We start from the raw sequence: 23,733 nt of genomic DNA on the forward strand, positions 1-23,733 counted from the left end.
GGCACCTACGAGGTTCCGGGGGACACGCGGCTGGCTGGTGGACGCCCTGGAGCTGGAGGGGTGGGCTGAGCGTCTCGTGGCGCGTGACGAGCTGCCTGGGCTGATCCGAACCCTCGTCATCGGTTCAACCGCTGAGTTGTTGTCGGTCGACTTTCGTTCGGGTGAAGGAATCGGCATGCCCGGCTGGGACGGACAGGCGGATACCGTCCAGGGAAACCCTTGGGTTCCAGCCGGGAAATCCGTCTGGGAAATGGGCGTCAACGAGGACGTAACTGATAAAGCAGACAGCGACTACGCTGCTCGGACAAAAGATCCTCAGGGTGTGGTGCCGTCGGAGACCACGTTCATCTTCGTAACTCCGAGGCGCTGGCCTGTGAGGGACAACTGGGCTGCAACCAAGCGCGCAGAAAAAATCTGGAAAGACGTTCGGGCCTACGACGCTGACACGTTGGAGGCTTGGCTTGACAGCAACCCTGCGGTCCACGCCCGAGTAACCAAAATGCTGGGCCGTGATCCGGACGGCGCAAGTGATCTCCGCACTGCATGGAATCGGTGGTCCCTCGCTACTCTGCCACCGGTCCCTCCTGCTCTTGTAGCAGCTGGCCGTGAGGCGGCGGCCGAAGAACTCGTTGCCTGGTTGCAGAGTGAGCCATCAGTAATCACTGTCCAAGCGGAGTCTGCTGAAGAATCCTTTGCCTTTATCGCGGCCACCATCCTGTCGCTTCCGCCGGACTCGCAGGAGTTGGTAACTCGGCGCGCTCTGGTGGTCGACTCCCCTGAAGCGTGGGACGAGGTGATCGCACGAGTTTCGTCAGATACGCGCTTGCTGCTGATCCCGACATTCAGTCAGCCTCCAGCAGTCGAAGCGGCAGACATCGGTCATCAAGTTGCTATTCCTGCCGATCTGAACGCGCCGACTTCCGGCTCATGTATCCCGCTTTCACGGATCAAACGCCAGTCGGCGGCGGAAGCTCTCGTCAGCGTGGGCGTATCTGAGTCGGAGGCTCATGACCTCGCAGGAATTGCACGTCGCAGTTTGCTCATGTTTAGGAGGCGGGTTTCCGCTAACGCAAGCAGTGTCCCCGCCTGGGCGGCTCCCGAGAATGCTGCCGAGATCGTTCCTCTTATTCTTGCAGGAGCATGGCAGGAGGGGTCTCCTGGCGATGAGCAATTTTTGAGTGAAATCAGCTCCAATTCATATGCTGAGGTTAGTGCCGCTTGTGCCCGCTGGTCGGGGCAAAGTGACATGCCAGTGCGCCGAGAGGGCGCGCAGTGGTTCTGCGTATCGAAGCGGGATTCATGGGAACTCGTGGCGCGTTACGCCACTGCCAGCACTTTGGCAAACTTCCGTAAGCTTGCGGTGAACATGCTGACGACCCCCGACCCTGCCCTTTCACTGGAGGTTGATAAGCGCTGGGCTGCGGGGCTGTATGGTCATTCGCTGCCCTGGACTAGTAACCTAATGGCAAACGTAGCGGATAGCCTTGCACTGATTGCCACCAGCACTGGGGATTTCACCTTTCCCAACGGTATGACCGGACAGAGCTTTGCCGACTCCATTGTTAGGGAGGTGCTGGACCGAGCAACTGCGGATGAATCTCGGCTTCTATGGCCCTCCCTCGACTATGCCCTCCCGTTGCTGGCTGAAGCGTCACCCGATATGTATCTAGAAATGGTTGACCGTGCCCTTGATGAAGGGGGCATCCTAGCCGTTTTCGACCCCGAGGCTGAAAAGGCTTTCTTCGGGCACCCCAAACACACTGGCCTGCTCTGGAGTCTTGAAGCATTGGCGTGGGCGCCAGACCACCTAGGAACTTCTGCCGTTATTCTGGCCCTCCTTGCAGAGCGAGAGCCTGGAGGGCGCTGGAGCAACCGCCCTGCTCGCAGCCTGCAACAGATCTTCCTACCCTGGCATCCCCAAACGGCAGCTGGTTTCGATGAGCGCTATTTGGTGCTAGATGCTATCCGAGCAGCCGCGCCCCGTGCGGCCTGGGACCTCATGGTGGCACTTCTTCCGTCTCCGCATACATTTGCGGAAAATACCTACAGTCCAAAATGGAGAGAATGGCAGCCGGACGACGAGCCGGCGGGCCTGACCGGCTCGGAAATTATTCGACACTGCCGTGAACTCGTAGGCCGTCTCTTGGAGGATGTACATACTCGCCAGTCGGGGTGGATTAACCTAATCAAGGCGTTGCCGCAACTCCCCGATGAGCAGTTCGATGCAGTACTCGGAGATCTCAGTAACATAGAGATTTCCTCGCTCGACCCCGACAGCTTGGACGCAATTATCCGCCAACTTCGGGAACTGGTTCACCGGCACCGAAAATATGCATCCGCGAGCTGGGCACTACCTGAAGAAAGGCTGTCCCGAGTCGAGCGTGAACTTGATCGACTCAATGATGGGGATCAGACGGAGGAGTTCGCTTCGATTTTTTCCTACCATCCGGAGCTTCCCGGGCTCAGCGCGTCAGACGCCAACTACTTCACTGCGGTGCAGGAGAAGCAAGAGGAAGTCGCGCAGAGCGTAGTAGCCGATCTTGGGCTGGAAGGAGTGTGGATCCTGGCTTCTAAGTGCAAGGCGCCCGAACGGCTTGGAATTGCACTCGGAGCCATCTCTCGCGAGTTTGATGAGGAAATGCTTGGCACGCTTGAATCGCCCGAAGATGCTGACGGTAGGGTTGCATTCGGCTATGTCATCTCTCGATTTTCCCTGGAGGGCTGGTCGTGGGTTTCGGCGTTTTCTGATAGATTTCCGGGATGGCCGCAAGAAAGGGTTGTTCGATTCTTGCTCGCCCTACCTCCCGAGAATGCTACTTTCGCTCTCGCTGGACAGTGCGAAGATGGAGTGAAGAAAGCATACTGGAGTCGATTCAACCTCTATCAGGTCGAGTCCGAGTCAGACCGCCGGGAGGCCATTGACACGCTACTGGAGATGGAACTCTTTGAAAAGACGATCCCTCTCTTTTGGATCGCTAGGGGGAAGGGTGATGATTTTGACGTCAACAAAATGCTTTATGCCCTACATCAAGCATCATTCAAGGAGCAGGCTCCGGAATCAATTTCCTCTGTAGTTTACGAAATGAAAGAACTCCTGGCTCATGCTCGTAGTGCTCCGGGGGTTATTCGAGGGCTTCTGGCGCAAGTCGAATGGAAATTCCTGCCGGTCCTGGGGGATGGTCTGGAGTCGCCAGCCTTGATCTTGCATGAGGAAATGGCTCAGAATCCTTCGTTCTTTGTTGATTTGATTGCTTTGATCTTCCCTCCTCAAGGTAGCGGGGGTGCCGAGGTTGAAGTCACTGAAGAAATGAAGAACAAGGCCAAGCAGGCGTATTCTTTGCTCAAGTCATGGAAGGGCGCTCCTCGTTTTGAGGGAGATGGGGAGAGGCCCGTACTGGCTGATTGGGTTACGGAGACGCGGCGCCTGCTCCTGGAGAAGAAGCTGCTCCGGTACGGAGACGGCTTCATCGGGGAAATGCTGTTCCATGCTTCTGGTTCGGCGGCCCAGTGGCCAGCTCTGGAAGTATGTCAAATCATTGACAGTGTCCGAAGCCAGGATATTGAAAGTGGCTTCGCAATTGCGGTGATGAACAGCAGGGGGACGACCTGGCGATCACTTGACGCTGGAGGAGAGCAAGAAAGAGCCCTCGCGGACAAATATCAAAAGTTTGCCCAAGCAGTCGGGGTTCGCTGGCCTCGCACGCAGCGGTTGCTCCGGAGGATTTCGGAAAGCTGGGATCAGCGAGCTCGCCAAGAAGATCACATGGCTGAGATCAGAGAGGACTTTTGGTCGTAACCGCCGAGCGCAGACCACGCGCGCACGTGGGTGACACCAGAAGTCGTGGCGAGGCGACTCGGCCTTGGGTTCGCGTGCCAGCGCGGCATCCCCACGATGCCTACACCCCGGGCTGGCGTCGCTCCTTGAGAGTCGGAGCGGTCGCCGTGCCTTGAGTGGGCTACGCGCGCCAACTCACCCGTGAGGGTGAAGTGCAGAGAAGCACGAGCGGCGAAAAGCGGGGGCCGATCCGGACCCTCTACACACGGCTCGCCGCGGAACTCGCGCACCTGGGGCGTCCCGTGCGCATCCTGGCGTGCATCGGACAGCGTGCCGCGGAGAGCGACCAGCGGGCGAAGCTCGCCGAGGTGGAGATCGACCGCGGGGCGAGCAACGGCCGGAGGCACGTCACCACATGGCGGCCCATCCACGCGTGGAGCGACCGGAAGGTGTGGCGCGAGATCGCCCGTTCCCGCCTGCCGTACCACCCGGCATACGACTGGGGAAACCGGCGCCTGAGCTGCGTGTTCTGCGTCCTCGGCTGCAACAACGACTTGGTGAACGGCGCGTGGCGCGTGCCGAAGCTCGCTGCGGCGTACGCCAAGACCGAAGTCAAGGTCGGGGCCGACTTCAAAAAGGGCCTGTCGATGCAGGAGATCATCCGGCCCGCGGCGGCTCTGGAAGCGGCGGAGGGGCCCGCCGCGCGGCCGCCGGTGGGCACCGCCATGGCCGAGCACGTTGGGCGGGCCATGACCGCCAAGTACCGCAACCGCCAGGCCGCGCTGTACGGCCTTGCCGCCTGACCCCGCACCCTGCCTGACCTGCACCTGATCCTTCGGGGGAGAAACGAACCGTGTCCGAGACCCACCTGCTCTACAGCTACGCCATCACGAAGATGACGAAGGGCCAGCGGAAGGCCCTGCTCGCCGGCGTCGACGCCGGAGGGCGTCTGCCCGACGGTGTGGTGTCCGCGCGCGTGCTGGGGTCGATACCGGAGACGTGGGCGCGCACCGACCAGGAGACCGGCAGCCGGTTCCTCACCCTCGAGGGGCGCGCAGCGCTCATCCCGATCGACCGCTACCGGCACCTGAGGCGTGCGAACCCGGAGACCGGCGCCGTCTACGGGCTGAACCACTACGAGGGCATGGGGATGAGCCGTGACGGGCTGGTGATCTTCCAGAGCCGTGACGGCCGGATCGCCGAAGCCAGCGAGAGCTGGCGGACACTCGCCGGGGCGTACATCACCGAGCGGGGCCGGAAGTTGGTCGGGATGCCGCTGACCGCTCCGCCGCTCACTGCCCGCCTGCCTGTGGGCTCCCGCGCCGTGTGGGTGCGGGAGGGGAAGCCGGACAGCCCGTGCAGGTGAAGGGATGGCCGTTCTCCGACGGCACGGTACTGGTCAACCTGCTCACCGAGCGCTGGAACTGCCGGGAGACCGAGGTGCCGACCACCGAGCTTCATAAGAAGTCGTCTCATTTGGCAAGTCTTCGGTAGCAGATGAGGGTGCAGGCGATGCTGGTGAAGGCCAGGAAGTGGTCGGATTTGCGTTCGTTGTCCGCGTGCAGTTTGGCGGGGCGCCGCCGACGGGGTCCGCGTTCTGCTTCGAAGTAGGCCAGGACGCCGACGACGCAGGCCGACGCCTCCGCCGACGACGCAGGCGGGCGCCTCCGCAGGGTGGCAGCGAGAGCGGACTGATTAGGCGCCGAGTGGCTCCCATGTGCCCAGTGATGGGTACCATTCGCCGCTAACGTGCCAGGCTTTGTGGTACATGTCTTTGCCAAGCCCGAGGGCGAAGATGTCCAGCCGTTCTGGCCCCCACGAGACAACGGTTGGCGGGCTGGTGAACTCGCCACTCAAGTCCTCCCAGTCGTCCTTGGGGAACCATTCGCCGTTGACGTGCCAGGCCCTGTGACGCATTTCGTTTCGGGTTCCGAGGGCGAAGATGTCTAGTCGGTCCGGCCCCCACGACACGGCCGTCGGTGGGGTGGTGAACTGGCCACCGAGTGGCTCCCATGTGCCCAGGGATGGGTACCATTCGCCGTTAACGTGCCAGGCTTTGTGGTACATGTCTTTGCCAAGCCCGAGGGCGAAGATGTCCAGCCGTTCCGGCCCCCACGAGACAACGGTTGGCGGGCTGGTGAACTCGCCACTCAAGTCCTCCCAGTCGTCCTTGGGGAACCATTCGCCGTTGACGTGCCAGGCCCTGTGACGCATTTCGTTTCGGGTTCCGAGGGCGAAGATGTCTAGTCGGTCCGGCCCCCACGACACGGCCGTCGGTGGGGTGGTGAACTGGCCACCGAGTGGCTCCCATGTGCCCAGGGATGGGTACCATTCGCCGTTAACGTGCCAGGCTTTGTGGTACATGTCTTTGCCAAGCCCGAGGGCGAAGATGTCCAGCCGTTCTGGCCCCCACGAGACAACGGTTGGCGGGCTGGTGAACTCGCCACTCAAGTCCTCCCAGTCGTCCTTGGGGAACCATTCGCCGTTGACGTGCCAGGCCCTGTGACGCATCTGACTTCGACTCCCGAGGGCGAAGATGTCTAGTCGGTCCGGCCCCCACGACACGGCCGCTGGCGGGCTGGTGAACGAATCGGGAGGAATATTGCTGTCGTACATTGGCGGCTGCACGATGGATGGATGTTTGTAATTCCTCGGCATGCCCATGTTTTCTGGCATGTACCATGGCCGGGCGAAGTGTTCAATCCCGAATGAATCGAAGGAATGTCCCGTTGACCAGGGTTCAATGTTGCTATTAAGTCCAGGGTCGTTACTGTCCGGGCCGTATACGTAATTAGGGTCGAGCCGTTCCGGATGGCCGCGCTGCGTCTGCCAAAGCGCAAACAATCGATCGACGTTAGAGTGCAGCAGGAACACAAATGGGTCTCGGAACGAAATATGTTGGCGACCCATCGCCACGAACCCGTGCATGGCGTTGTGAACAGCCTGGAGCCGAGTACGCATTGCGAAGTAGTTTGCCTGCGACACAATGTCCTCGTCTTGGTCTTCGCTCGCGTGAGACGGTGCAGATGCTGGACCAACCGCGCGCGTCACCAAGCGAGGTGGATCGGCCGGATTATCGCTGGTTTCTCGATTCGGACTCGCGGAGGGCACGTAGAATCCCGCATTAAGCCACGGCTCACCTATCTCCTGTTGTGTCGGGCCGCCATAGCCCATAAAGTCAGACGTGAAGAGATTCAGCGTTCCGCGCCTCCCATCACCGAGATTAGCGTTCGGGATCGCTCGGGGATCTTGAGTCCAATCCCAGTAGTGCAACGAGAGCTTCGGGTTGACGCTGCGTAGCATCTCTTCGAGCCGATTCACAATCTCCCGGTGCCAGGGGAGGAACTCAGGCCCTACATGTACGTGAGTTACCTTATGAATCTCGTCTTGCTTGAACCACCAACTCACGCCACCAGGCACCACTACGTCAGGCCGGTTTGGGTCGGGCCGGTCATCCCAGTTTCCAGGGTACCGTCGCCTGTTCAGCTCAATGAACGCCTCGCGCAGCAACTCTCGCTCGACTGGTTCGACGTCAGCAATGTTCCTGCGTACTCCATCGCCTAGAGTCATTGTTCAACCACTTCGTCAGCTGGTTCGATGCTCAAGTAGTTCCGTGCTGAAGCTGGTTTCCTACTCTTTCGACGTTACGCCCCTTCGCCATGGCCTGCCATCCCGGATCAAACAGAGAACTCCCGGCTACCTCCCCAGCGTTCGAGTGCATGGTCAACGAGGCGAGGCGGTTGGGCAGAGGCGTCAGCTCGGGAAGGCCCTCGCGGTGTGGTACGTAGCTGCACGATTTGCGCGGTGAGGGACGGGGCGCATTGCGAGGCACCGCTGGCTGTGCCGGACAGGTGCGGGTGACTACGCGGAACCACTCACCAGATCGCCCGCAGAGGAATCGATTCGTCCCAGGGTCTCTGCCGACACTGCTGGAGACCATCGACTTCACCATGGCCTGGCTTGCCGGCTGCCGCTTCCTCCAAAGCCGACGACCCTTCTTTACCAGTATCGCTTGCACACTCAACTAGTGCAGGCTCACCAAATGAGATGTCTTCTAAGGTGCAGGCGCACAGCGAGGCCGGCGCCGTCGAGAGCTAAGCGGCTTGCCTGAAGTTCTGCGCGTAATGCTTCGGCAGCCAGGGCGAGGCCCAGGGTGCGGCGGTGGTCAGCATCTGGGCGGGCGAGCGTTGCCGGAAGAAGGCGTGGACCTGGCGCTGGCGGCCCGGCCAGGGTGACGGCGGTGTTGGCGAGGGAGGCCTTCAGGGCGGCCCAGATGCGCTCGTGGCCTACAGATGCGGCACGGGATCGGGCGCGAACATCAGCTCCTCGGGCAGGAACTGCAGCTGGATGCCGTCGGCGTTGACGTCGTACAGATCGTGCAGGTTGCCCAGCTCGCCGGTTGGCAGCAGCGCTGTGTCGTCGCGGTCGACGGGGTCGGCGCGGACCCACACGTCGAACGCTGCCAGGTCGACGTGGCCATCCTTGAAGTACTTGACGAGCCGTCGATACAGCTTCGGAAACATGACCAGCTGGGACAGTTCGGTCAGCCCGGTCAGCTGGACGCGACGCTCGGTGGTGACTGCTTCCTGCGGCCACATGCCCGTCGCGTTCGCCCGCACCTCCTTGATCACGCCCCGGAGGTGCTCGATCAGCTCAAGCGGCATGGTCGCATAGAGCTCGGCGTAGGCCAGCCCGGCGCGCACGAGGCTGACGTTCACGCTCCGATCGAGCCGCTCGACGTCGACGGACACGGGATCGCCGTCGGCAGCAGCAAGATCGGGCTCGCCGGGGTACACGAGCGCCAGCAGCCGGCCGTTGCTCTCCACGCCGTTGGCGAGCAGGTAGCCCCGGACCGGGTGGTGCTCGGCTGACTCGACCTTGTTGGGCAGGTCCTCCCAGAACTTGACAGCGCCAAAACCCATCTTGTCCAGCATGTGGTCGCGAGCAGCGCGGGCGAACGTCAGGTCCTGGTGCTGGTTCTCGAAGTGGGTCTCGAGCGTGTCGATGCCTTCGAACCGCGTGCCGTAGGTGCCGAGGTGGCGCCGGTCCGGGCCGCGGTTGCTGAAGCGCGGCAGGCTCCGTACGAGGTCGTCGTTGTCCGGCAGGAAGTTGATGGTGTCGCCGTCCGGTTCCGGACCGTTGCGCGGCAGGTCCGGGTAGCGGATGTAGAAGTCGCCGGTGATGAGGGTGTAGCGCGGCCGTGTCATCTCGGGTCCTCTCTCGTCGTTGTTGACAGACAGTCACCCTGCTGCGACTGTTCGTCGCCATGCCGGTCGGCCGGGCGACGCACTTCGTTACCTTCGTGCGAGTTGCACTGCGCAGATGGTCTAGGGATAGGTCGTCGCCACGTTCCTCAGCTTTGAGCAGTCGACATAGTTCTGCGGCAGGTGGTCGCTGAGCGAGACCGGCAGCGAGAGCCTGCGCCCCGCGGGCAGCTGCCGCAGCACGAAGGCGAGGATCGCCACCGGGATCGCCAGCGTCGCCGCGAACGCCTGCTGCCTCGAAATGCGCCGCCTCTGCCAGGTCTGGGTGGCTGTGCCGAAAAACTCTGTGCCAAAGTGGCTGAACCGCCCCGTCGTGCGCGGCGGGAGTTGCGGCACGACATCGTATTGATACACGTGCCTGAACGTCCGCTCGCCAACCAGCGGCTCGAAGTGCGCGGCGAAGGCGCGGTCGCCGACCATCGGCTGGCCGAAGGTGTAGAGGCCGCAGAACTTCCCCCGCAGCCCTGTGGGGAGCGTCGATCCAGCGACGAGCTCGCAGGTCGCGAGCGCGGCCAGGGCGCCACCCAGGCTGTGTCCCGCAATGAAGAGGCGGTCAATGCCCGCCTCGTCGGTCCCTTCAATCGCGAGCGTGGGGACGAGCTTCGGCCACAGGTACTTGAAGCTCCGGTAGAACCCGCCGTGGACCGCGGAGCCGACCGCGTCCGGGTACCGGACGGTCTCCGTGTGGATGCCCGTGAAGACGTCGGTGAGCGTGACACCGCCGAACTCGGTCCCGCGGAAGACCAGGATGCCAACGCGCTGCTCGGTGCTGCGCACGAAGAACGCCTGGGCATCGACGAAGAGCGCCCCGTTCACCACGCTGAACAGGTGGCATTCGGGGTCGCTCATGCCGCAGACGCTCAACATTGCGGTGAGTGTCTCTGCGTCTGAGTAGGCCCAGGCAGACGCGACCGAGAGCAGGAGTGCGGCGGAGGGGCTATAGCCCACCTGATCAGGCGCCGGGCAGGCATCCGCCAGCGCGGTCTGCAGGAGGTCGGCCGGCCCTGGCGGCGCGACGGCGGCCACCGAGAACTCCTTTGCGTCCTCCCCGCCCTCGAGGTAGAGCCTTGCCGTCCGCTTGCTGATCGTGTTCATCGCGTCTCGACTCCTCGTCTCGGCTCCAAAGGGGCCCGTGCAGGCAGCCGCACGCCTGCCCGCCAGACACACGCGACCCTCGCCGCCGTAAGAGCCTGCATACCTGTTCCCAGACCAGTCGGGAACTGAATGCGGCCCCCTGTTGCCAGAGTGCCTGTTCATCCATGCTGTCAAGCCTCCTTGACAGCAGCGCTTTGGGTACCGCCACACGTGTCTCGTCGTGCTAATTAGCCCTGCGGGGCACTGCGGGGGCCGTCCGGTCGGGCGGTCCCCGTTTTCCGTGGGTTCCCCCTCCCTTACGAGTCTCATTGCTGTACTATCTGGAGTGTTGGTGGAGAGCACCGCCAATGAGTCCCGAACGAAGGAAACCGCGTGTCTTCTGCCGTCCTCTTCGACCTTGCGGCCTCTGCCGAGAACAGTGCAGCCATGCGACCGGCCGCCCCGAAGAATCCCGGTCGCCGCTCGTACGACGACGTCGACCGCGTGACGTACCTGGGCACGCATCAGCCGTCGTGGCTCGCCCGGCCGGAGTTCGGTGAGGACTGCGTCCCCCTCTGCGTCGCGAACCACCGCCTCTCCGGCCGCAAGACCCTGCCGCGCGCCGTCACCCCCTGGATGCTGGACTCCGGCGGCTTCACGGAGCTGTCGAAGTACGGCCAGTGGACCGTCACCCCGTACAAGTACGCCGCGGCCGCGCGCCGGTACTACGACGAGATCGGCATGATGGACGTCTGCGCGATTCAGGACTGGATGTGCGAGGACGAGATCCTGGCGAAGACCGGTCTCACGGTGGAGAGCCACCAGTACAAGACCGTGGCGTCCTTCATCAACCTCATGACGCTGGACGCGGACCTGCCGTGGATGCCCGTCCTTCAGGGCTTCACCCTCGATGACTACCTGCGCTGCGTGGACCTGTTCCAGCGGGCCGGTGTCGACCTCACGTATGAGCCGGTCGTCGGCATCGGCTCCGTGTGCCGTCGGCAGACCACGGACGAGGCCGTACGCATCATCGAGACCCTGTGGTCCATGGGCATCCGCCTCCACGGCTTCGGCTTCAAGGTGACCGGCCTGCGTGAGGCCGCCCACCTGCTCTACTCCTCCGACTCCCTGGCCTGGAGCCTGAACGCCACCAAGCGGGCCCCGATGCCCGGGTGCACGCACAAGCACTGCGGCAACTGCCCGCGGTACGCCCTGGCGTGGCGGAACCGTCTCCTGAACTCCCTCCCCGATCACCGGCAGCTCCTCACGCTGACCGCCTGATCCACCAGACTTCCGGGGCGTCCACCATCGGGCGCCCCGGGCCCCAACGCGGCGGGGTGAGCACCCCGCCACCGACCCGAACGAAGGGACACCACCATGTACCAGAAGCCCGACCTGAACACCCCGCTCGCCAAGATCCGCGAGAACACCGCGGCGTTCGAGGCCAGCCTGCAGCGGCACAGCTCCGAGGAGTCGAAGGGCAAGGGCTTCGCCTTCGACGTCCAGCTCCTGGAGGAGCGCGACGACATCGCCGCGGAGATCGTGAAGGACTTCGCCACCATCGACGAGGTGATGTCCAAGCGCCAGGTCTTCGACAGCCCTGCCCCGTCGGCGTGGACCATCGACCGCCTCACCGACGAGCAACTCGCCGCGGTCAAGGCCGACTGGCCGGAGCTGGGCATGTTCGCCGACGACACCGTTCGCCGGGTCGCTGACGTCCTCGGCATCCGCATGGTGCGGGCCATGGCGCAGGAGGCCATGCGGCGGGCTCCCGCCGTCCTGAGCGCCATCGAGGCCCGCGCGTCCAAGTAGGCGCCACCGAGCCGTCCACGGCCCGCCCCACCCCCGGGAGCGGCGCCGTGGCGGCTTCCTCGCCCCCGTCCCTGGGGCCGGAGAGCACCGGCCCCGCCCCGAACGAAGGAACGCCCCATGCCCCGTGTCACCCGCTCCCACACGATCCGCCGTCACCTCGTCGACGGCGGGCTCGTCGACCTCCGGCTCACCGAGGAGGAGGAGAAGGCAGGCCCCGACGGACACGGCACCGACGGGTTCTCCCTGCGGCAGCAGAAGGACGAGGGCGGAACGCTCGTCGTCGCCGCCGGCGCGTACGGCCCGAACTGGCTCCGGACCTGGCGGAGATCAGCGGACGCCTGGAGCAGCGGCACATCAAGTGCACGGTCAACGCCGAGGCGCCCGGTGTCGCCGACCACGAGGTGATGGTGCGGTGGGCGACATCCGCGGAGTTGCAGACCCGCGTGGCGGACCAGGCGGCGCGTCAGGCCCCGCTCAAGGCCCTCGTGCAGCAGGGAGAGGCACAGCAGCGCGCCGAGGACGAGCGGCGGGCGCGCGAGTCCGCCGGGCAGTTCGGTCTGTTCTGACGGTGCTGGCCGCGCGAACTCCGCGCTGCGCGGCCGCCCGTTTCCTGGACCGTCGGCGGTTGGCCCATGCTTCTCCCACGACACCGAAGGGACCCAGTAGTGAACCGCGATCAGCAGCACGAGGCATCCAAGGAAGCACTGCGCAACGGTTGGCAGCACGAAGGTCAGGAACGCGTAGACCACCTGCTCACCGCCCTCACGCATGCCGTCCTGGCGCTCACTGCTCCGGCTCCGGCCGTTCCCGAGGGCCCCGAAGGCAAGCGCCTCAAGCAGCTCCTCGACTCCGTGCGGGAACTCGGAGGTCAGTCGGACTGGAGGCGAGCCCAAGACCGATTCGCCTATCTGGGCTGGCCGATCTACGCCGACGGTGCCAGGGATCACCTCAAGCGCCTTGCTCAGGGCGGCTACCTCACGGAGGTGGCCAAGGGCGTGTACGAACTGGCGACCGCAACGGTGCAGATCCCGCACGCCACCACGGACGTGTGAGCGGGGGCGCATACGGCGGGCCGGGGCTACGCCCTGTCCACGGATGGCCTGGGGGCCCGTGCGTTCGTGCGCCTTGCGCGCCGCGGTTCGACATTCCGAGAAGACGTGCAGACCATCCGCGAGGCTATTGCCGCACGGTGATGACTCGTCAGCCGCCGTATGCGCGGATCTGAGTCGAGTGGACAGCCAGTGCTTCAACGAGGGCGGTCGCGTCGTAGTCGGGCCACAGCCGGTCGTCGAAGTGCAAGGTTGAGTCCGCGGCCTGCCACAGCAGGAACCCTGACAGTCGGCGCTCGCCGGAGGTGCGGATGATCAGGTCCGGGTCGGGAAGTCCGGCGGTAGACAGGTAGTTGTCGATGGGCCGCGCCTCGCACGCGTCGCGTGTGGCGGTTACGGCTTGGTGCACGGCCTGGGTGATGTCGGCGTGGCCGTCGTAGCCGATCCCGAAGCAAACGGTCATGCCGGCGCGGTGCCTGGTCCGCTCCTCGGCGCGCCGGATCGTGTCCTTCAGGAACTGCGGGGCGCGCGCCGGCATGGTTACGCCGCTGGACAGGATGCCGACCGGGCCGGTCGATACGGCCGCCTCCGTGTCGACCAGGTCCGCGATCACGTCGATCAGGAGGGCGACCTCCTTCGGGTCACGCCCGAAGTTCCGGTCGGACATGAGGAAGACGCTCGCGGTCTCGACCCCGACGCCGCGGCAGTGCTCCAGTACACGGTGAACGGCGGCTGCACCCTGGCGGTATCCCTCTTCGACCGCCGTGCCGTGTGCCTTGGCCCAGCGGCGGTTGCCGTCAGCGATGAACGCGATGTGCCGCGGGAGTGCGGAGGGCAGAGTTGTGGGAGGCGTGGTCATCGTCATGGGCGGACGGTGCACGGGCCGGGAGGCTTACGTCACGCGCCGAGGGCGGCGAAGACCAGACCGGCCGTCACGGTCCCCGCGGCCGCTCCCGCGAGGGTCTGGCCGAGAGTGTGGTCACGCAGGGAGATCCGCGACCAGGCGATGACGGCGACGATCGGGTAAGCGATCCAGACGAGCGGGCCCCAGGCGAGGGCAAGCATCGCCAGGGCGCCGCCGGCGACGGCGGTGTGCACCGAGATCTTCCAGAAAGCGGTGACTGGGAGCAGGACGGCGAGAGTGGCGAGCATCGCGACGACGAGGGCGACCATGGCCTTCGGAGCGTCGAACCAGATCATGAGGCCGATGCCGGTGGCGACCGACGCCATGATGACGGGTATGAGCAGCATCCGGCGTTGGCGCTGGCCTATGTGGCGGTCAGCCCACATGCCCCGCCTCATCCCGTACTTGATGTAGGCCATCGGGATCACCGCGGCGAACACGATGGCCTCCAGAGCCCAGGCCAGACCGGCGAGCGGTTTGTGCTGGGCGAGGCCAACGCCGAGGCTGACCAGGACGATCACGTTGCGCGGCTCCATCCCGTCGGTGATCCGGCGGGCGAGGGCGTTCTCAGTGCTGGGGCTGGCGGTGGCGGTCATGCCGGGACTTCCTGAAGAGACTCGGAGCTGGCGAGGGAGCGAGCTGCTTGGACGATGGCGGGCGAGGGGTAGTGGCTGGCCACGCGGGTCAGCCACTCAGCATTCAGGGGCAGGGTGAAGGCCACGGCCGGGGCGCGTTCGTAGGGTGCGCCCTCGGCAGCCTTCGTACGAGCGACGTGCAGGCAGATGGCCTCGCGGGCCGCGCGGCACTCGGCGCCGTGCAATCCGGTGGCGCGGGCGGCTACGAGCGCGCGGGCCGGGAGGGTCTTGTCGATCCACGGGCGCAGCGTGACCGAGGCGTCAACGATCTCCACGACCCGCTCGTCGAGCCGCCCGTACAGGTCGCGCAGCTGACGGGCATCTTCGGCCGGTGAAGTGCCGTTCCGGAAGTGCCGCAGAACCTTGTCCGGCGGGAGGACTGAGGCGAGTTCCTCCCACAGCGGCCGCAGGGCGATCAAGCTGCGGCGGTAGCGGATCGTCCGGAGGACGACGTCGGCCGCGCGGACCGAGCTTCCGGCGATGACCATCAGGATCGTCGCGAACTGGATGATGCTGGCGCCCCGGTGGAACTGCATCTCCGTGAGCGGGTAATGCCAGCCGGTCAGGCCACAGAGGAGGTAACTGAATCGATAGGCCGGATACAGCGTCCCCACCGCGGCTCCGTAACCCATCAGACGCATGCACAGCCGGAACAGGCGCCCCTTCGTGCGATGAGCAGCCGTAAGACAGAGCGCGGCAGACGCGGTCAGCGCGAGACCCATGGGCAGCAGATACACGGTCAGGTGCAGGGTGCCAGCGAGGTCGCCGTACTGAGGAGTGGCGAAGTCCGTGGAGCCGTCTGGGGCAGTGACCGAGTGCGCCGCGAACGGGAATGCCACGGCGGCGGCGAACCCGGTGACGGCGAAGACGATCATGCGGGGGCGCAACTGCGTCAACCGTCGCCAAGCGGGTTCCGGGTCACGAGGGGGAACGACCGACTCAACCCAGCCGAGCAACAGCATGCAGGAAAGCATCACCAGCAAGTGCTTCGGCAGGACGGCCAGGTCGTCGATGCCGGTGACATCGACCAGAGCGTCCTCGATGACTGTGAGGCGCAGGGTGGCTGCGACAGCGAGTGTCGCGAAGGTCCACATGATGGCCCACTGGCCGCTGGTCTTGCGCCGGGCGTAGAGGCGGAAAGCGACCACCGCCCACAGCGGGACGGTGGTGAGGAGGTCTATGACGTCGTCGGTGGGCACGGTGAAGTGACGCTCCGGGCAGAAAAGGGAAGGGTTACAGGCTGCGGTGGAGTCGATCGAGGAGCGGATCCGACTCGTAGCGGGAGTCGCGGGCGTGCTCGTGGGCCTTCTTGCGTAGCAGGAAGGCGAACGCCTCGGCCTGGTCCTCGATCTCCACGTACTCCGGGTCGTGTGGTCCCTCTTGCGAGCGGGTTCGTCCCAGGAGGCAGCCGTTGAGGAAGTCCGCGGAGACGAACTCATACGGCTCCGCAGGCGGGGCGGCTGGAAGCAGCACGGGCTGATGGCCGAGGAAGAAATGGCCCCCCTCATGGGCAAGGTTGTGAACGGCGGCTTCCTCATCGAGGCCCGGATCAACCCACATGGCGTCCGACTCCTGGTCGGGACGAGTGATCCAAAGGCCGCTGGCCGACAACCCGGGGAGCGGTGACTGTCCCCGCAGCAGCTCCAGGGGGCGCGGGTAGCGCTCCTCAATGGCGGCGAACAGGGTCTCAACGGTCAGAGGAACAGGTATCTGGAAGCCGTCGAGCGCCCGTTGGACGTGTTTGGTGGGGCGATGGATCACCGGGTTGCGCACCTTGCGGGGGGAGGGAGGAGGTCAGCGGTTGTCGGGCGGAACGTCTTGAAGCTCGCCTTCCATCTGTTCGACTTGGGCGAGGTTCTGGACGTACGCGGCCGCGCGTCTCAATCCCTGCGGAGAGAGGCGGCTGGCTGAGCGGGCCAGGACCTGGACGGTCTCGTTGGGTTCTGCGTCTTGGTGCTGAGGACTCTTCACCGCGGCGATTCGTTGAAGCTCGGCCATCACCTTGCTAGCGATCTCACTTGGTTCGCCGGGCTGGTCGTCAGTGACGGCATCGAAGACGTCGAGCGGCATCTTGAAGAACCAGGCTAGGTACGACGCCATAAGAATGCTCGGGCTCTTGATGTCCCCACGCCGGAGCTTGCGGATGTACTCGTCCGTGATGCTGCCGGCGCCGAACTTCTTGTTGATCTCGTCGGCCACCTGGGCGGGGGTGTATTCGGTGAACGTGCCGGGTCGGTCGGGGTTCTCCACGGCACTGGCCTTGAACAGGAGATTCAGGCGGTCCTTGAAGGACACCGCCGGGGCATGGCGTGGCGTCACGTTGGATCGATCTCTCTAGGGCGAGGGGTGAGGGGACCACCATAGCCGGAACCCAACAATCGGGGGGTGCGCCCTTCTGGGCACACAGATCGTTTGACGTGTGCGGGCTTGTCGTTTTTGATTGACCCCGGAGCAACATGTTCCGGCGTCAGGGCGTCACCGTCTGCGCTACATCCCCCCATGCCCGCACGCGGGCGACGTGAGAGGTGCAACATGGCCCAGCACGCCCATACGGCAACCGCTTACCCGCCGACACTCAACCTCTGGTGACCTGCACCTCGCCCAATCCACTCGCATCGAACTAACATTCGACAACGTGCCATTCGACGAGACGGACAGCTTGTGACGATCTCCGACGCCATCTCTCCGCTTTGGGTCTCCAGCCTGCAGTCCACCCCAGCCAGACGAGGCGCTGCCGCGCCGCAGGGGCTGCCCGACCTTGAGAAGTCGATCGAGTTCCGCCTCGGTCCCGAGCACACCCCCGTGCAGAGCATGCGCCGCGCCCGCGCCTTCGTCGCGAAGGTCCTGCCGGCCCTGCTCGCTGGCGCTCCAAACGCCGGAGCCATTGAGGAAGCGACGCTCGCCGTGCTGGCCGAACTTGTCGATGTCACCGCCCGGCACCGTGCCAGCGTCGACCTGAGCGGCCGGGTCTCGTACGACGGGGATCACGTCCTGATAACCATCGGAGAGATGGATCAGAGGTTGCCTGCCCCGGAGGAGGAGCCAGGCCTGTTCCTCGTCCATCGCCTGGTCGATGACATCGGCCAGCACCGCGACGCCGGCATGGGGTATGAGACCTGGGTTTCCATTCCGGTTCGGCCGAAGGCTCAGTAGCCCTATGCGGCCCTGCTTTTCTGCCCACCTGCCCTTTCGGAGGGAGCGAAGCTACGGGCTCCAAGGCCGGTCGCGGGCACGGATATTGGCGCCCAGTCGCTGTCGGGCATGCCCCCAGAGTAGAGGTGCTGACACTCATCGGGGATCGGGTTGGAATCAATCCGTCTGCCTTTGGCCAGCGTGAGTCGATGTCGGGCGACAGCTCGTTCGAGGCGAATTGCGGTGTTGCGCAGCTTTTTCTGTACGCACCTCGCCCAGAAAGGCCCATCAGCGATGCCGACCGCTGCGGGCGCGTGACGCACATCACTGACGGTGTCCATATGTTGGACACTCTCAAGTCGGGCTAGGCGTCGGCATGACGGCGCCCTCGTCGTTGCCCCCTGGACAATGACGAACCCAGACCCTCGCGCCGGAGGGCGTTGGTATGCAGGCATGGAGCAGGGCGGGGAAACGTAAGTAGCCATCAAAGTAGCCGCGGCGGAGGCCATCGTGCGTGTTTGCGCAGGTGGCAGCGCTGCGGTGATCTTCTCCGGCGTACAGCCCGACTCGTCTGCCATTTCTCCGCCTTCGACCACCGCCGCGACGTTCCAGCGCGTGGGGTCGCCCGTCCATCGCATTCCATGACGCGTCATGTGGAGTGCGTGGCGATTCTTGAGCCTGCGGCAAAGGGTGCCTGACCTGCGGGTTCGGGTGATGTGCGCTGTGGGCGTCACGGGCGATGTCTGGGCTTCGAGGCGCTTCACGCGGCATGTCTCGGCGTAGTCGATGTGGGCCTGCTGCATCGCGGCTTCCCAGCGCAGTCTCTGCTGTCCGGCCGCTTCCAGGTCTGCCAGTCGTTTGCGTTCGGAGGCTTCTCCGTGGAGCCTCCCTTCCTGCGCGATCTTTGCGAGTTGGTTTTCCAGGGGGGCGGTCGGGGGTGTCGGCCCATTCGGTGGCTCGGTGGGGGTTGCCGCCGCGGAGAATGAAGCGCAGGCGGTCGGAGAGGTTGTAGTCGAAGCGGGGGATGCGGACCCGGGAGTGCTTCTTGGCGTCAGCGATTTCGCGGTCGACCTGGTGACCTCCGCCGACAAACCCGTCGTCTTCGCCTCGGCGATGCGCAGTGCGGACTCGGCATCTGCAGACGGCCCCCGCAATCTCTCCAACGCCGTAGCGGCGGCAGCGAGCCCGATGCTGCGGGGCTTCGGGGTTCTGGTCAACACGTCCGACGAACTGCATGCGGCTCGGTGGATCCGCAAAGTCCACACTCATCACGTCAACGCGTTCTCGTCGCCGACATTCGGTCCGGTCGCCACCTTTGGTCCCGGTGGACACATACGACTGGTGCACCGCCAGATCGCGCGCTGGACACCGGCGTGGCCACTCGACCCGGACGTCCACGTGGTCGCCATGACCCCGTACACCGGGTTGGCTCCCGGCCTCGTGCGGGCCGTCGTCGAGCACACGGGAGCTCGCGGGCTGGTCCTCGAGGGTTTCGGCCTCGGAAACCTGCCCGCTGGCCTGACGAGCGTGGTCGGTGATCTGACGGAGGCAGGTGTGGTCGTGGTCATCGCGTCGCGTGTCCTGGCAGGCGGCACGATTCCGGTCTACGGCGGAGACGGTGGCGGCGCGGGACTGGCGAGTGCGGGCGCGGTCTTCGCCGGGGGACTGTCGGCCGCGAAAGCGCGCCTGCTGCTCATGTGCTGCCTCTCCGACACCTCCTATGCGCAAGCCCGCGCGAGACTGGTGGACGCCCTCGACGTTCTTGACGGAGGCTTTCAGGTCGAGCGGTGACCGTCGAACCGGCCGAACGAGGACTGAAGGGCTTTTGGACCACGCCGACGCAGATCCTCGCCGAACCGCTCCTCGCGGGCGGCATCGGCATCACTCCGCTGCTGTCGATGGCCCAGACCCTCGATGCCACCGGGGGCGACTACCACCTGCACTACTGCGCCCGCAGCCGGAGCGAGGCCGCCTTCCTTGCAGAGCTGGAGAACCATCCGAGGGTCACCCTTCACTTCGACGACCAGGCCGGAACAACTCCTGGACCTGAAGCGCGACTTGGGGGCCCCGCCCCGGGTACCACGGTCTACGTCTGCGGTCCCGGCGGGTTCATGGACTACGCGCTGGGGCGGGCGGCCGAGCCGGGATGGCCCACCGACGTCGCTTCCTCCGCTGTCACAAGGTCGACCTTGCCGGCGCTCTTGTTGGACAGGCCAACTACCTGCGGCGCTCCTGTGCTCGCGGCCAGGGCAAGCCGGCGCAGTGCAGATCGACGAACGGCCCCACGCCCCGGTTCCGCACGCCGCGAGCGGCCTTCCCCCTCAGCGGCGCGTGCTTCCGCCGTCCGCGACGATGATCTGCCCGTGATGAACGCGGCGTCGTCGGAGGCGAGAAACGCCACGACACCCGAGACGTCGGCCGGCATCTGCACACGCTCGATGTTCTGGATCTGCACGGTCTGCTCGAAGAAGAACTCGCTCGTCTTCTCCAGGGCCGAAGCCGTCCGGACCAGACTCGCCGCGACGCCGTTGGCGTCGGTGGACGTCTCAGAACATCGCCTGGATGATCCCCACGGTGCGTGCCAGGTGCGGCTCGGAGCGGTCGGCGCGGTGGGCGACGGCCAGTTCCACGCGTGCGTCGGCCCCGGTCAGCGGTAGGTAGGCGACGCCGTCGAGGGCGAGCGCGGTCACGGGCTCGGGTACGACGGCGACGCCGAGGCCGCCGGCCACGAGTGTGACCAGCGTCGAGGTCTCGCCGACCTCATGGCGGATGTGCGGCTCGACGCCGGCGTCGCGCAGCAGACCCAGCACCACGTCATACATCACCGACCGGCGGTCGGCGGAATGCACGATCAGGTCGGCACCGGCCAGGTCCGCCGCCCGCAACCGTTTCCGGCGGGCGAGGGGGTGGGCCACCGGTGCGGCGACGACGAGCCGGTCCCGGCGCAGGATGTGCACGGTGAGGGAGAGGTCGGCCGCCACAGGGCGCAGCAGCGCGACGTCGATCGCGCCGGAGCGCAGCGCCTCGACCTGGTCGGGCGCGAGCATCTCCCCGCGGAAGGCGAAGTCGACGCCGGGAAGCTCTTCCGAGAGCCGCCGCGAGAGCGCGGGCAGGAGGCTGTACGTCGCCGAGCCCACGCACCCGATCGCGAGGTGGCCCACCGAACCGGCGGCGACGAGCCGTGCGTGATGGGCGGCCTCGTCGACGTCGGCGAGGATCGCGCGCGCCCGCTCGAGGTAGGCCCGGCCGGCCTCGGTGAGGTCGACGCGGCGTGTGGTGCGGCGGAGCAGTTCGACGCCGAGCTCGGCCTCGAGCTGGCGGATCTGCGTGGAGAGCGGCGGCTGGGCCATGTGGAGCCGCTCGGCGGCGCGACCGAAGTGGCGCTCCTCGGCCACCGCCACGAAGTACCGCAGGCGACGCAGATCCATATGCCGTCCGTATCAATCAGCTCGTATATGCGTACTTCAGAATATCGCGGCCCGGGATTAGCGTCGCTGCCATGAGTGCCTTCCTGTACGCCGCGACACGGACGCCGTTCGGCCGCTTCAACGGCGCGCTGGCCGGAGTCCGCCCCGACGACCTCGCCGCCGCCGCGATCACCTCGACGCTCGCCCGGGTGCCGGGCCTCGACCCCGCCGCGATCGACGACGTGGTGTGGGGCAACGCCAACGGCGCCGGCGAGGAGAACCGCAACGTCGGCCGCATGGCGGCGCTGCTCGCCGGGCTTCCGGTGAGCGTGCCCGGCACCACCGTCAACCGGCTCTGCGGCTCCAGCCTCGACGCGGCGATGACGGCCAGCCGGACGATCGAGTCCGGCGACGCCGACGTGGTGCTGACCGGCGGCGTGGAGTCGATGACGCGTGCGCCGTGGGTGCTGCCCAAGTCGGCGAAGCCGTTCCCGGCCGGCGACGTCACCGCGGTCTCAACCACGCTCGGCTGGCGGCTGGTCAACCCGCGGATGCCGAAGGACTGGACGGTCAGCCTCGGCGAGGCCAACGAGCAGCTCCAGGAGCGCTTCGGGATCTCCCGCGAGCGGCAGGACGACTTCGCCGCCCGCTCCCACCAACTCGCCCACGCAGCGTGGGAGTCGGGCTTCTACGACGACCTGGTGGTCCCGGTCGAAGGCGTCGACCTGGCCCGCGACGAGGGCATCCGAGCCGGATCCACGCCGGAGGTCCTGGCCGGTCTCAAGCCGGTCTTCCGTACGGCGGAGCAGGGCGGCACCATCACCGCGGGCAATGCCAGCCCGCTCAACGACGGTGCCTCCGCGGTGCTGTTGGGCAGCGAGAAGGCCGCGGCCACGATCGGCGCCGACCCGGTCGCCCGTATCGCCGGCCGCGGCGTGATGGCGCTGGAGCCACAGGCCTTCGGCTACGCCCCCGTCCAGGCCGCGAACCGTGCGCTGGCGCGGGCCGGGATCGGCTGGGACCAGGTGGGCGCGGTCGAGCTCAACGAGGCCTTCGCCGTGCAGTCCCTCGCCTGCCTCGACGCGTGGAAGGTCGACCCCGCCATCGTCAACCAGAAGGGCGGCGCCATCGCGATCGGGCACCCGCTGGGCGCCTCGGGCGGCCGCGTCCTCGCCACGCTGGCCAAGGTGCTGCGCGAGACGAGGCAGCGTTACGGCGTCGCCGCGATCTGCATCGGGGCCGGTCAGGGGCTGGCCGTCGTACTGGAGAACTGCGATGTCACGGAGACGGACCGATGAGCCGGGCGGAGATCGTCGAGAGCGCGGATGCGGCGGTCGCCGGTATCGAGGACGGCTCCACCGTTCTCGTCGGCGGCTTCGGCCTGGCGGGCATGCCGTTCGATCTGATCGACGCGCTCATCCGGCAGGGCGCGAAGGACCTCACGATCGTGTCCAACAACGCCGGTAACGGTGAGGTCGGGCTGGCCGCGCTGCTGGCCGCGGGCCGGGTGCGCAAGGTGCTCTGCTCCTTTCCGCGCCAGGCCGACTCCTGGGTCTTCGACGGCCTCTACCGCGAGGGGAAGATCGAGCTCGAGGTGGTGCCGCAGGGCAACCTCGCCGAGCGGATGCGCGCGGCCGGTGCCGGTATCGGCGCGTTCTACTGCCCGACCGCGGTCGGCACGCCGCTCGCCGAGGGCAAGGAGGAGCGTGAGATCGACGGTCGGAAGTACCTGCTGGAGTACCCCATCAGGGGCGACTACGCGCTGATCGGCGCCCACGTCGCGGACGCGCTGGGCAACCTCGTCTACCGCAAGACGGCCCGCAACTTCGGGCCGGTGATGGCCACGGCCGCGACGACGACCATCGTCCAGGTCGACCAGGTCGTCGAGCCCGGAACCCTCGACCCCGAGGCCGTCGTCACCCCTCCATCTACGTCGACCGGGTCGTCCAGGTGAAGGCCCGCCACTACACCGTGCAGGGGGCCCGATGACCACCACGCCAAGCGATCAGATGCGCGCCGAACACCGGCTCTCGATGGACGAACTGGCCGCCGTCATCGCATGCGACATCCCGGCCGGCGCCTTCGTCAACCTCGGTATCGGGCAGCCCACCAAGATCGCCGACCACCTGCCGGCCGACTCAGGGGTCGTACTGCACACCGAGAACGGCATGCTCAACATGGGTCCGAAGGCCGAGGGCGACGCGGTCGACCCCGACCTGACCAACGCCGGCAAGGTCCCGGTGACCGAGCTGCCTGGAGCGGCGTACTTCCACCACGCCGACTCCTTCGCCATGATGCGCGGCGGCCACCTCGATGTCTGCGTCCTCGGTGCCTACCAGGTCGCCTTCGACGGCGACCTCGCCAACTGGCACACCGGTGAGCCCAACGCCATCCCCGCCGTCGGCGGAGCCATGGACCTGGCCATCGGTGCCAAGGACGTCTACGTGATGATGACGCTCTTCACCCGCTCCGGTGAGCCGAAGCTGGTGCCCCAGTGCACCTACCCGCTCACCGGCGTCGGCTGCGTCAGCCGCGTCTACACGGACTGCGGTGTCTTCGACGTCGGCCCCGACGGGGTACGGATCCGGGAGACGTACGGCGTCAGCGCCCCTGAGCTGGCGGAGCGACTCGGCATCACGCTGTCGTAGACCGCGTCCTGGCTGCACCGTCTGGACCATCCC

The 23,733-nt window shown here is 65.9% G+C and carries 22 protein-coding genes and 2 pseudogenes; 13 read left to right on the top strand and 11 right to left on the bottom strand.

Going from position 1 to position 23,733, the window contains the following annotated elements; translation table 11 throughout:
- The first annotated feature begins 37 nt into the window (after positions 1 to 37).
- The 3 genes from CLM62_RS49480 to CLM62_RS30630 all read left to right on the top strand — a co-directional run bounded on the left by CLM62_RS49480 (position 38) and on the right by CLM62_RS30630 (position 5,141).
- On the top strand, positions 38 to 3,796 hold the full coding sequence (locus CLM62_RS49480; RefSeq protein WP_143659179.1) for a hypothetical protein: 3,759 nt from the start codon (positions 38 to 40) through the stop codon (positions 3,794 to 3,796).
- A gap of 191 nt (positions 3,797 to 3,987) precedes the next feature.
- The gene (locus tag CLM62_RS30625; protein WP_179382286.1) at positions 3,988 to 4,578 is read left to right on the top strand and encodes a phosphoadenosine phosphosulfate reductase family protein; all 591 of its coding nucleotides are present in this window, start codon (positions 3,988 to 3,990) and stop codon (positions 4,576 to 4,578) included.
- Between the two features lie 50 nt (positions 4,579 to 4,628).
- Positions 4,629 to 5,141, top strand: a complete 513-nt coding sequence (locus CLM62_RS30630) for a hypothetical protein (RefSeq protein WP_095753143.1) — start codon at positions 4,629 to 4,631, stop codon at positions 5,139 to 5,141.
- A gap of 329 nt (positions 5,142 to 5,470) precedes the next feature.
- Here the strand turns inward: CLM62_RS30630 and CLM62_RS30640 are convergent, their stop codons facing one another.
- The 4 genes and pseudogenes from CLM62_RS30640 to CLM62_RS30650 all read right to left on the bottom strand — a co-directional run bounded on the left by CLM62_RS30640 (position 5,471) and on the right by CLM62_RS30650 (position 10,134).
- The gene (locus CLM62_RS30640) at positions 5,471 to 7,183 is read right to left on the bottom strand and encodes a tyrosinase family protein (RefSeq protein WP_218835637.1); all 1,713 of its coding nucleotides are present in this window, start codon (positions 7,181 to 7,183) and stop codon (positions 5,471 to 5,473) included.
- A 686-nt stretch (positions 7,184 to 7,869) separates the two neighbouring features.
- Positions 7,870 to 8,056, bottom strand: a pseudogene (locus tag CLM62_RS52765) (IS630 family transposase); the annotation flags it as partial.
- Between the two features lie 5 nt (positions 8,057 to 8,061).
- Positions 8,062 to 8,982 carry a hypothetical protein gene (locus CLM62_RS30645; RefSeq protein ID WP_095753146.1) on the bottom strand — a complete coding sequence of 307 codons (921 nt, stop codon included), beginning with the start codon at positions 8,980 to 8,982 and terminating at the stop codon, positions 8,062 to 8,064.
- 120 nt (positions 8,983 to 9,102) lie between these two features.
- Positions 9,103 to 10,134 (bottom strand): lipase family protein, encoded by a 1,032-nt coding sequence (locus tag CLM62_RS30650; protein ID WP_179382287.1) that lies wholly within the window; start codon positions 10,132 to 10,134, stop codon positions 9,103 to 9,105.
- 372 nt (positions 10,135 to 10,506) lie between these two features.
- On the opposite strand from CLM62_RS30650, the gene CLM62_RS30655 reads away from it, so the two are divergent.
- The 5 genes from CLM62_RS30655 (at position 10,507) to CLM62_RS30670 (ending at position 12,977) form a co-directional block, all read left to right on the top strand.
- Positions 10,507 to 11,394: a hypothetical protein gene (locus CLM62_RS30655; RefSeq protein WP_218835638.1), complete on the top strand. Its 888-nt coding sequence runs from the start codon at positions 10,507 to 10,509 to the stop codon at positions 11,392 to 11,394.
- A 96-nt stretch (positions 11,395 to 11,490) separates the two neighbouring features.
- The gene (locus tag CLM62_RS30660; protein ID WP_095753147.1) at positions 11,491 to 11,925 is read left to right on the top strand and encodes a hypothetical protein; all 435 of its coding nucleotides are present in this window, start codon (positions 11,491 to 11,493) and stop codon (positions 11,923 to 11,925) included.
- 117 nt (positions 11,926 to 12,042) lie between these two features.
- Positions 12,043 to 12,330, top strand: a complete 288-nt coding sequence (locus CLM62_RS52065) for a hypothetical protein (RefSeq protein ID WP_257004189.1) — start codon at positions 12,043 to 12,045, stop codon at positions 12,328 to 12,330.
- The gene (locus tag CLM62_RS52070; RefSeq protein WP_257004190.1) at positions 12,330 to 12,491 is read left to right on the top strand and encodes a hypothetical protein; all 162 of its coding nucleotides are present in this window, start codon (positions 12,330 to 12,332) and stop codon (positions 12,489 to 12,491) included. The genes CLM62_RS52065 and CLM62_RS52070 overlap by 1 nt, the downstream gene beginning before the upstream one ends.
- Before the next feature lie 99 nt (positions 12,492 to 12,590).
- Entirely contained in the window at positions 12,591 to 12,977 is a 387-nt protein-coding gene (locus CLM62_RS30670; protein ID WP_095753148.1) for a hypothetical protein, read from the top strand.
- Positions 12,978 to 13,125: 148 nt separating this feature from the next.
- Here the strand turns inward: CLM62_RS30670 and uppS are convergent, their stop codons facing one another.
- From uppS to CLM62_RS30695, 5 genes are read right to left on the bottom strand one after another with little or no spacing between them, the layout of a single operon-like run.
- The gene (gene uppS / locus CLM62_RS30675; protein ID WP_095753149.1) at positions 13,126 to 13,839 is read right to left on the bottom strand and encodes a polyprenyl diphosphate synthase; all 714 of its coding nucleotides are present in this window, start codon (positions 13,837 to 13,839) and stop codon (positions 13,126 to 13,128) included.
- A gap of 32 nt (positions 13,840 to 13,871) precedes the next feature.
- Positions 13,872 to 14,474, bottom strand: coding sequence for a hypothetical protein (locus tag CLM62_RS30680; protein WP_257004191.1), 603 nt, complete (start codon positions 14,472 to 14,474; stop codon positions 13,872 to 13,874).
- A complete protein-coding gene (locus CLM62_RS30685; protein WP_095753150.1) occupies positions 14,471 to 15,712 on the bottom strand; it encodes an MAB_1171c family putative transporter in 1,242 nt (413 codons plus the stop codon). The genes CLM62_RS30680 and CLM62_RS30685 overlap by 4 nt, the downstream gene beginning before the upstream one ends.
- Before the next feature lie 34 nt (positions 15,713 to 15,746).
- On the bottom strand, positions 15,747 to 16,286 hold the full coding sequence (locus CLM62_RS30690) for a hypothetical protein (RefSeq protein WP_143659180.1): 540 nt from the start codon (positions 16,284 to 16,286) through the stop codon (positions 15,747 to 15,749).
- A 21-nt stretch (positions 16,287 to 16,307) separates the two neighbouring features.
- Positions 16,308 to 16,808, bottom strand: coding sequence for a hypothetical protein (locus tag CLM62_RS30695; RefSeq protein ID WP_095753152.1), 501 nt, complete (start codon positions 16,806 to 16,808; stop codon positions 16,308 to 16,310).
- 366 nt (positions 16,809 to 17,174) lie between these two features.
- Here CLM62_RS30695 and CLM62_RS30700 point away from each other — a divergent pair, with 366 nt between their 5' ends.
- Positions 17,175 to 17,666: a hypothetical protein gene (locus CLM62_RS30700; RefSeq protein WP_095753153.1), complete on the top strand. Its 492-nt coding sequence runs from the start codon at positions 17,175 to 17,177 to the stop codon at positions 17,664 to 17,666.
- A 939-nt stretch (positions 17,667 to 18,605) separates the two neighbouring features.
- Complete coding sequence (locus CLM62_RS30705) at positions 18,606 to 19,436, top strand: asparaginase domain-containing protein (protein WP_179382288.1); 831 nt, start codon at positions 18,606 to 18,608, stop codon at positions 19,434 to 19,436.
- A gap of 325 nt (positions 19,437 to 19,761) precedes the next feature.
- On the opposite strand, the gene CLM62_RS52075 is transcribed toward CLM62_RS30705, so the two are convergent.
- On the bottom strand, positions 19,762 to 20,157 hold the full coding sequence (locus CLM62_RS52075) for a hypothetical protein (RefSeq protein ID WP_306457947.1): 396 nt from the start codon (positions 20,155 to 20,157) through the stop codon (positions 19,762 to 19,764).
- Between the two features lie 34 nt (positions 20,158 to 20,191).
- Positions 20,192 to 21,073: a LysR substrate-binding domain-containing protein gene (locus CLM62_RS30720; protein WP_095753155.1), complete on the bottom strand. Its 882-nt coding sequence runs from the start codon at positions 21,071 to 21,073 to the stop codon at positions 20,192 to 20,194.
- Between the two features lie 71 nt (positions 21,074 to 21,144).
- On the opposite strand from CLM62_RS30720, the gene CLM62_RS30725 reads away from it, so the two are divergent.
- From CLM62_RS30725 to CLM62_RS30735, 3 genes and pseudogenes are all read left to right on the top strand, one after another.
- Positions 21,145 to 22,350, top strand: coding sequence for a thiolase family protein (locus CLM62_RS30725; RefSeq protein ID WP_095753156.1), 1,206 nt, complete (start codon positions 21,145 to 21,147; stop codon positions 22,348 to 22,350).
- Positions 22,347 to 23,041, top strand: a pseudogene (locus CLM62_RS30730) (3-oxoacid CoA-transferase subunit A). Before CLM62_RS30725 ends, CLM62_RS30730 begins: the two are co-directional and overlap by 4 nt.
- Positions 23,038 to 23,700 carry a 3-oxoacid CoA-transferase subunit B gene (locus tag CLM62_RS30735; RefSeq protein WP_095753157.1) on the top strand — a complete coding sequence of 221 codons (663 nt, stop codon included), beginning with the start codon at positions 23,038 to 23,040 and terminating at the stop codon, positions 23,698 to 23,700. The pseudogene CLM62_RS30730 and the gene CLM62_RS30735 overlap by 4 nt, the downstream one beginning before the upstream one ends.
- Positions 23,701 to 23,733: the final 33 nt, after the last annotated feature.

The organism is Streptomyces sp. SA15, assembly GCF_002291145.1.
In the GTDB taxonomy this organism is placed as follows: Bacteria; Actinomycetota; Actinomycetes; order Streptomycetales; family Streptomycetaceae; genus Streptomyces.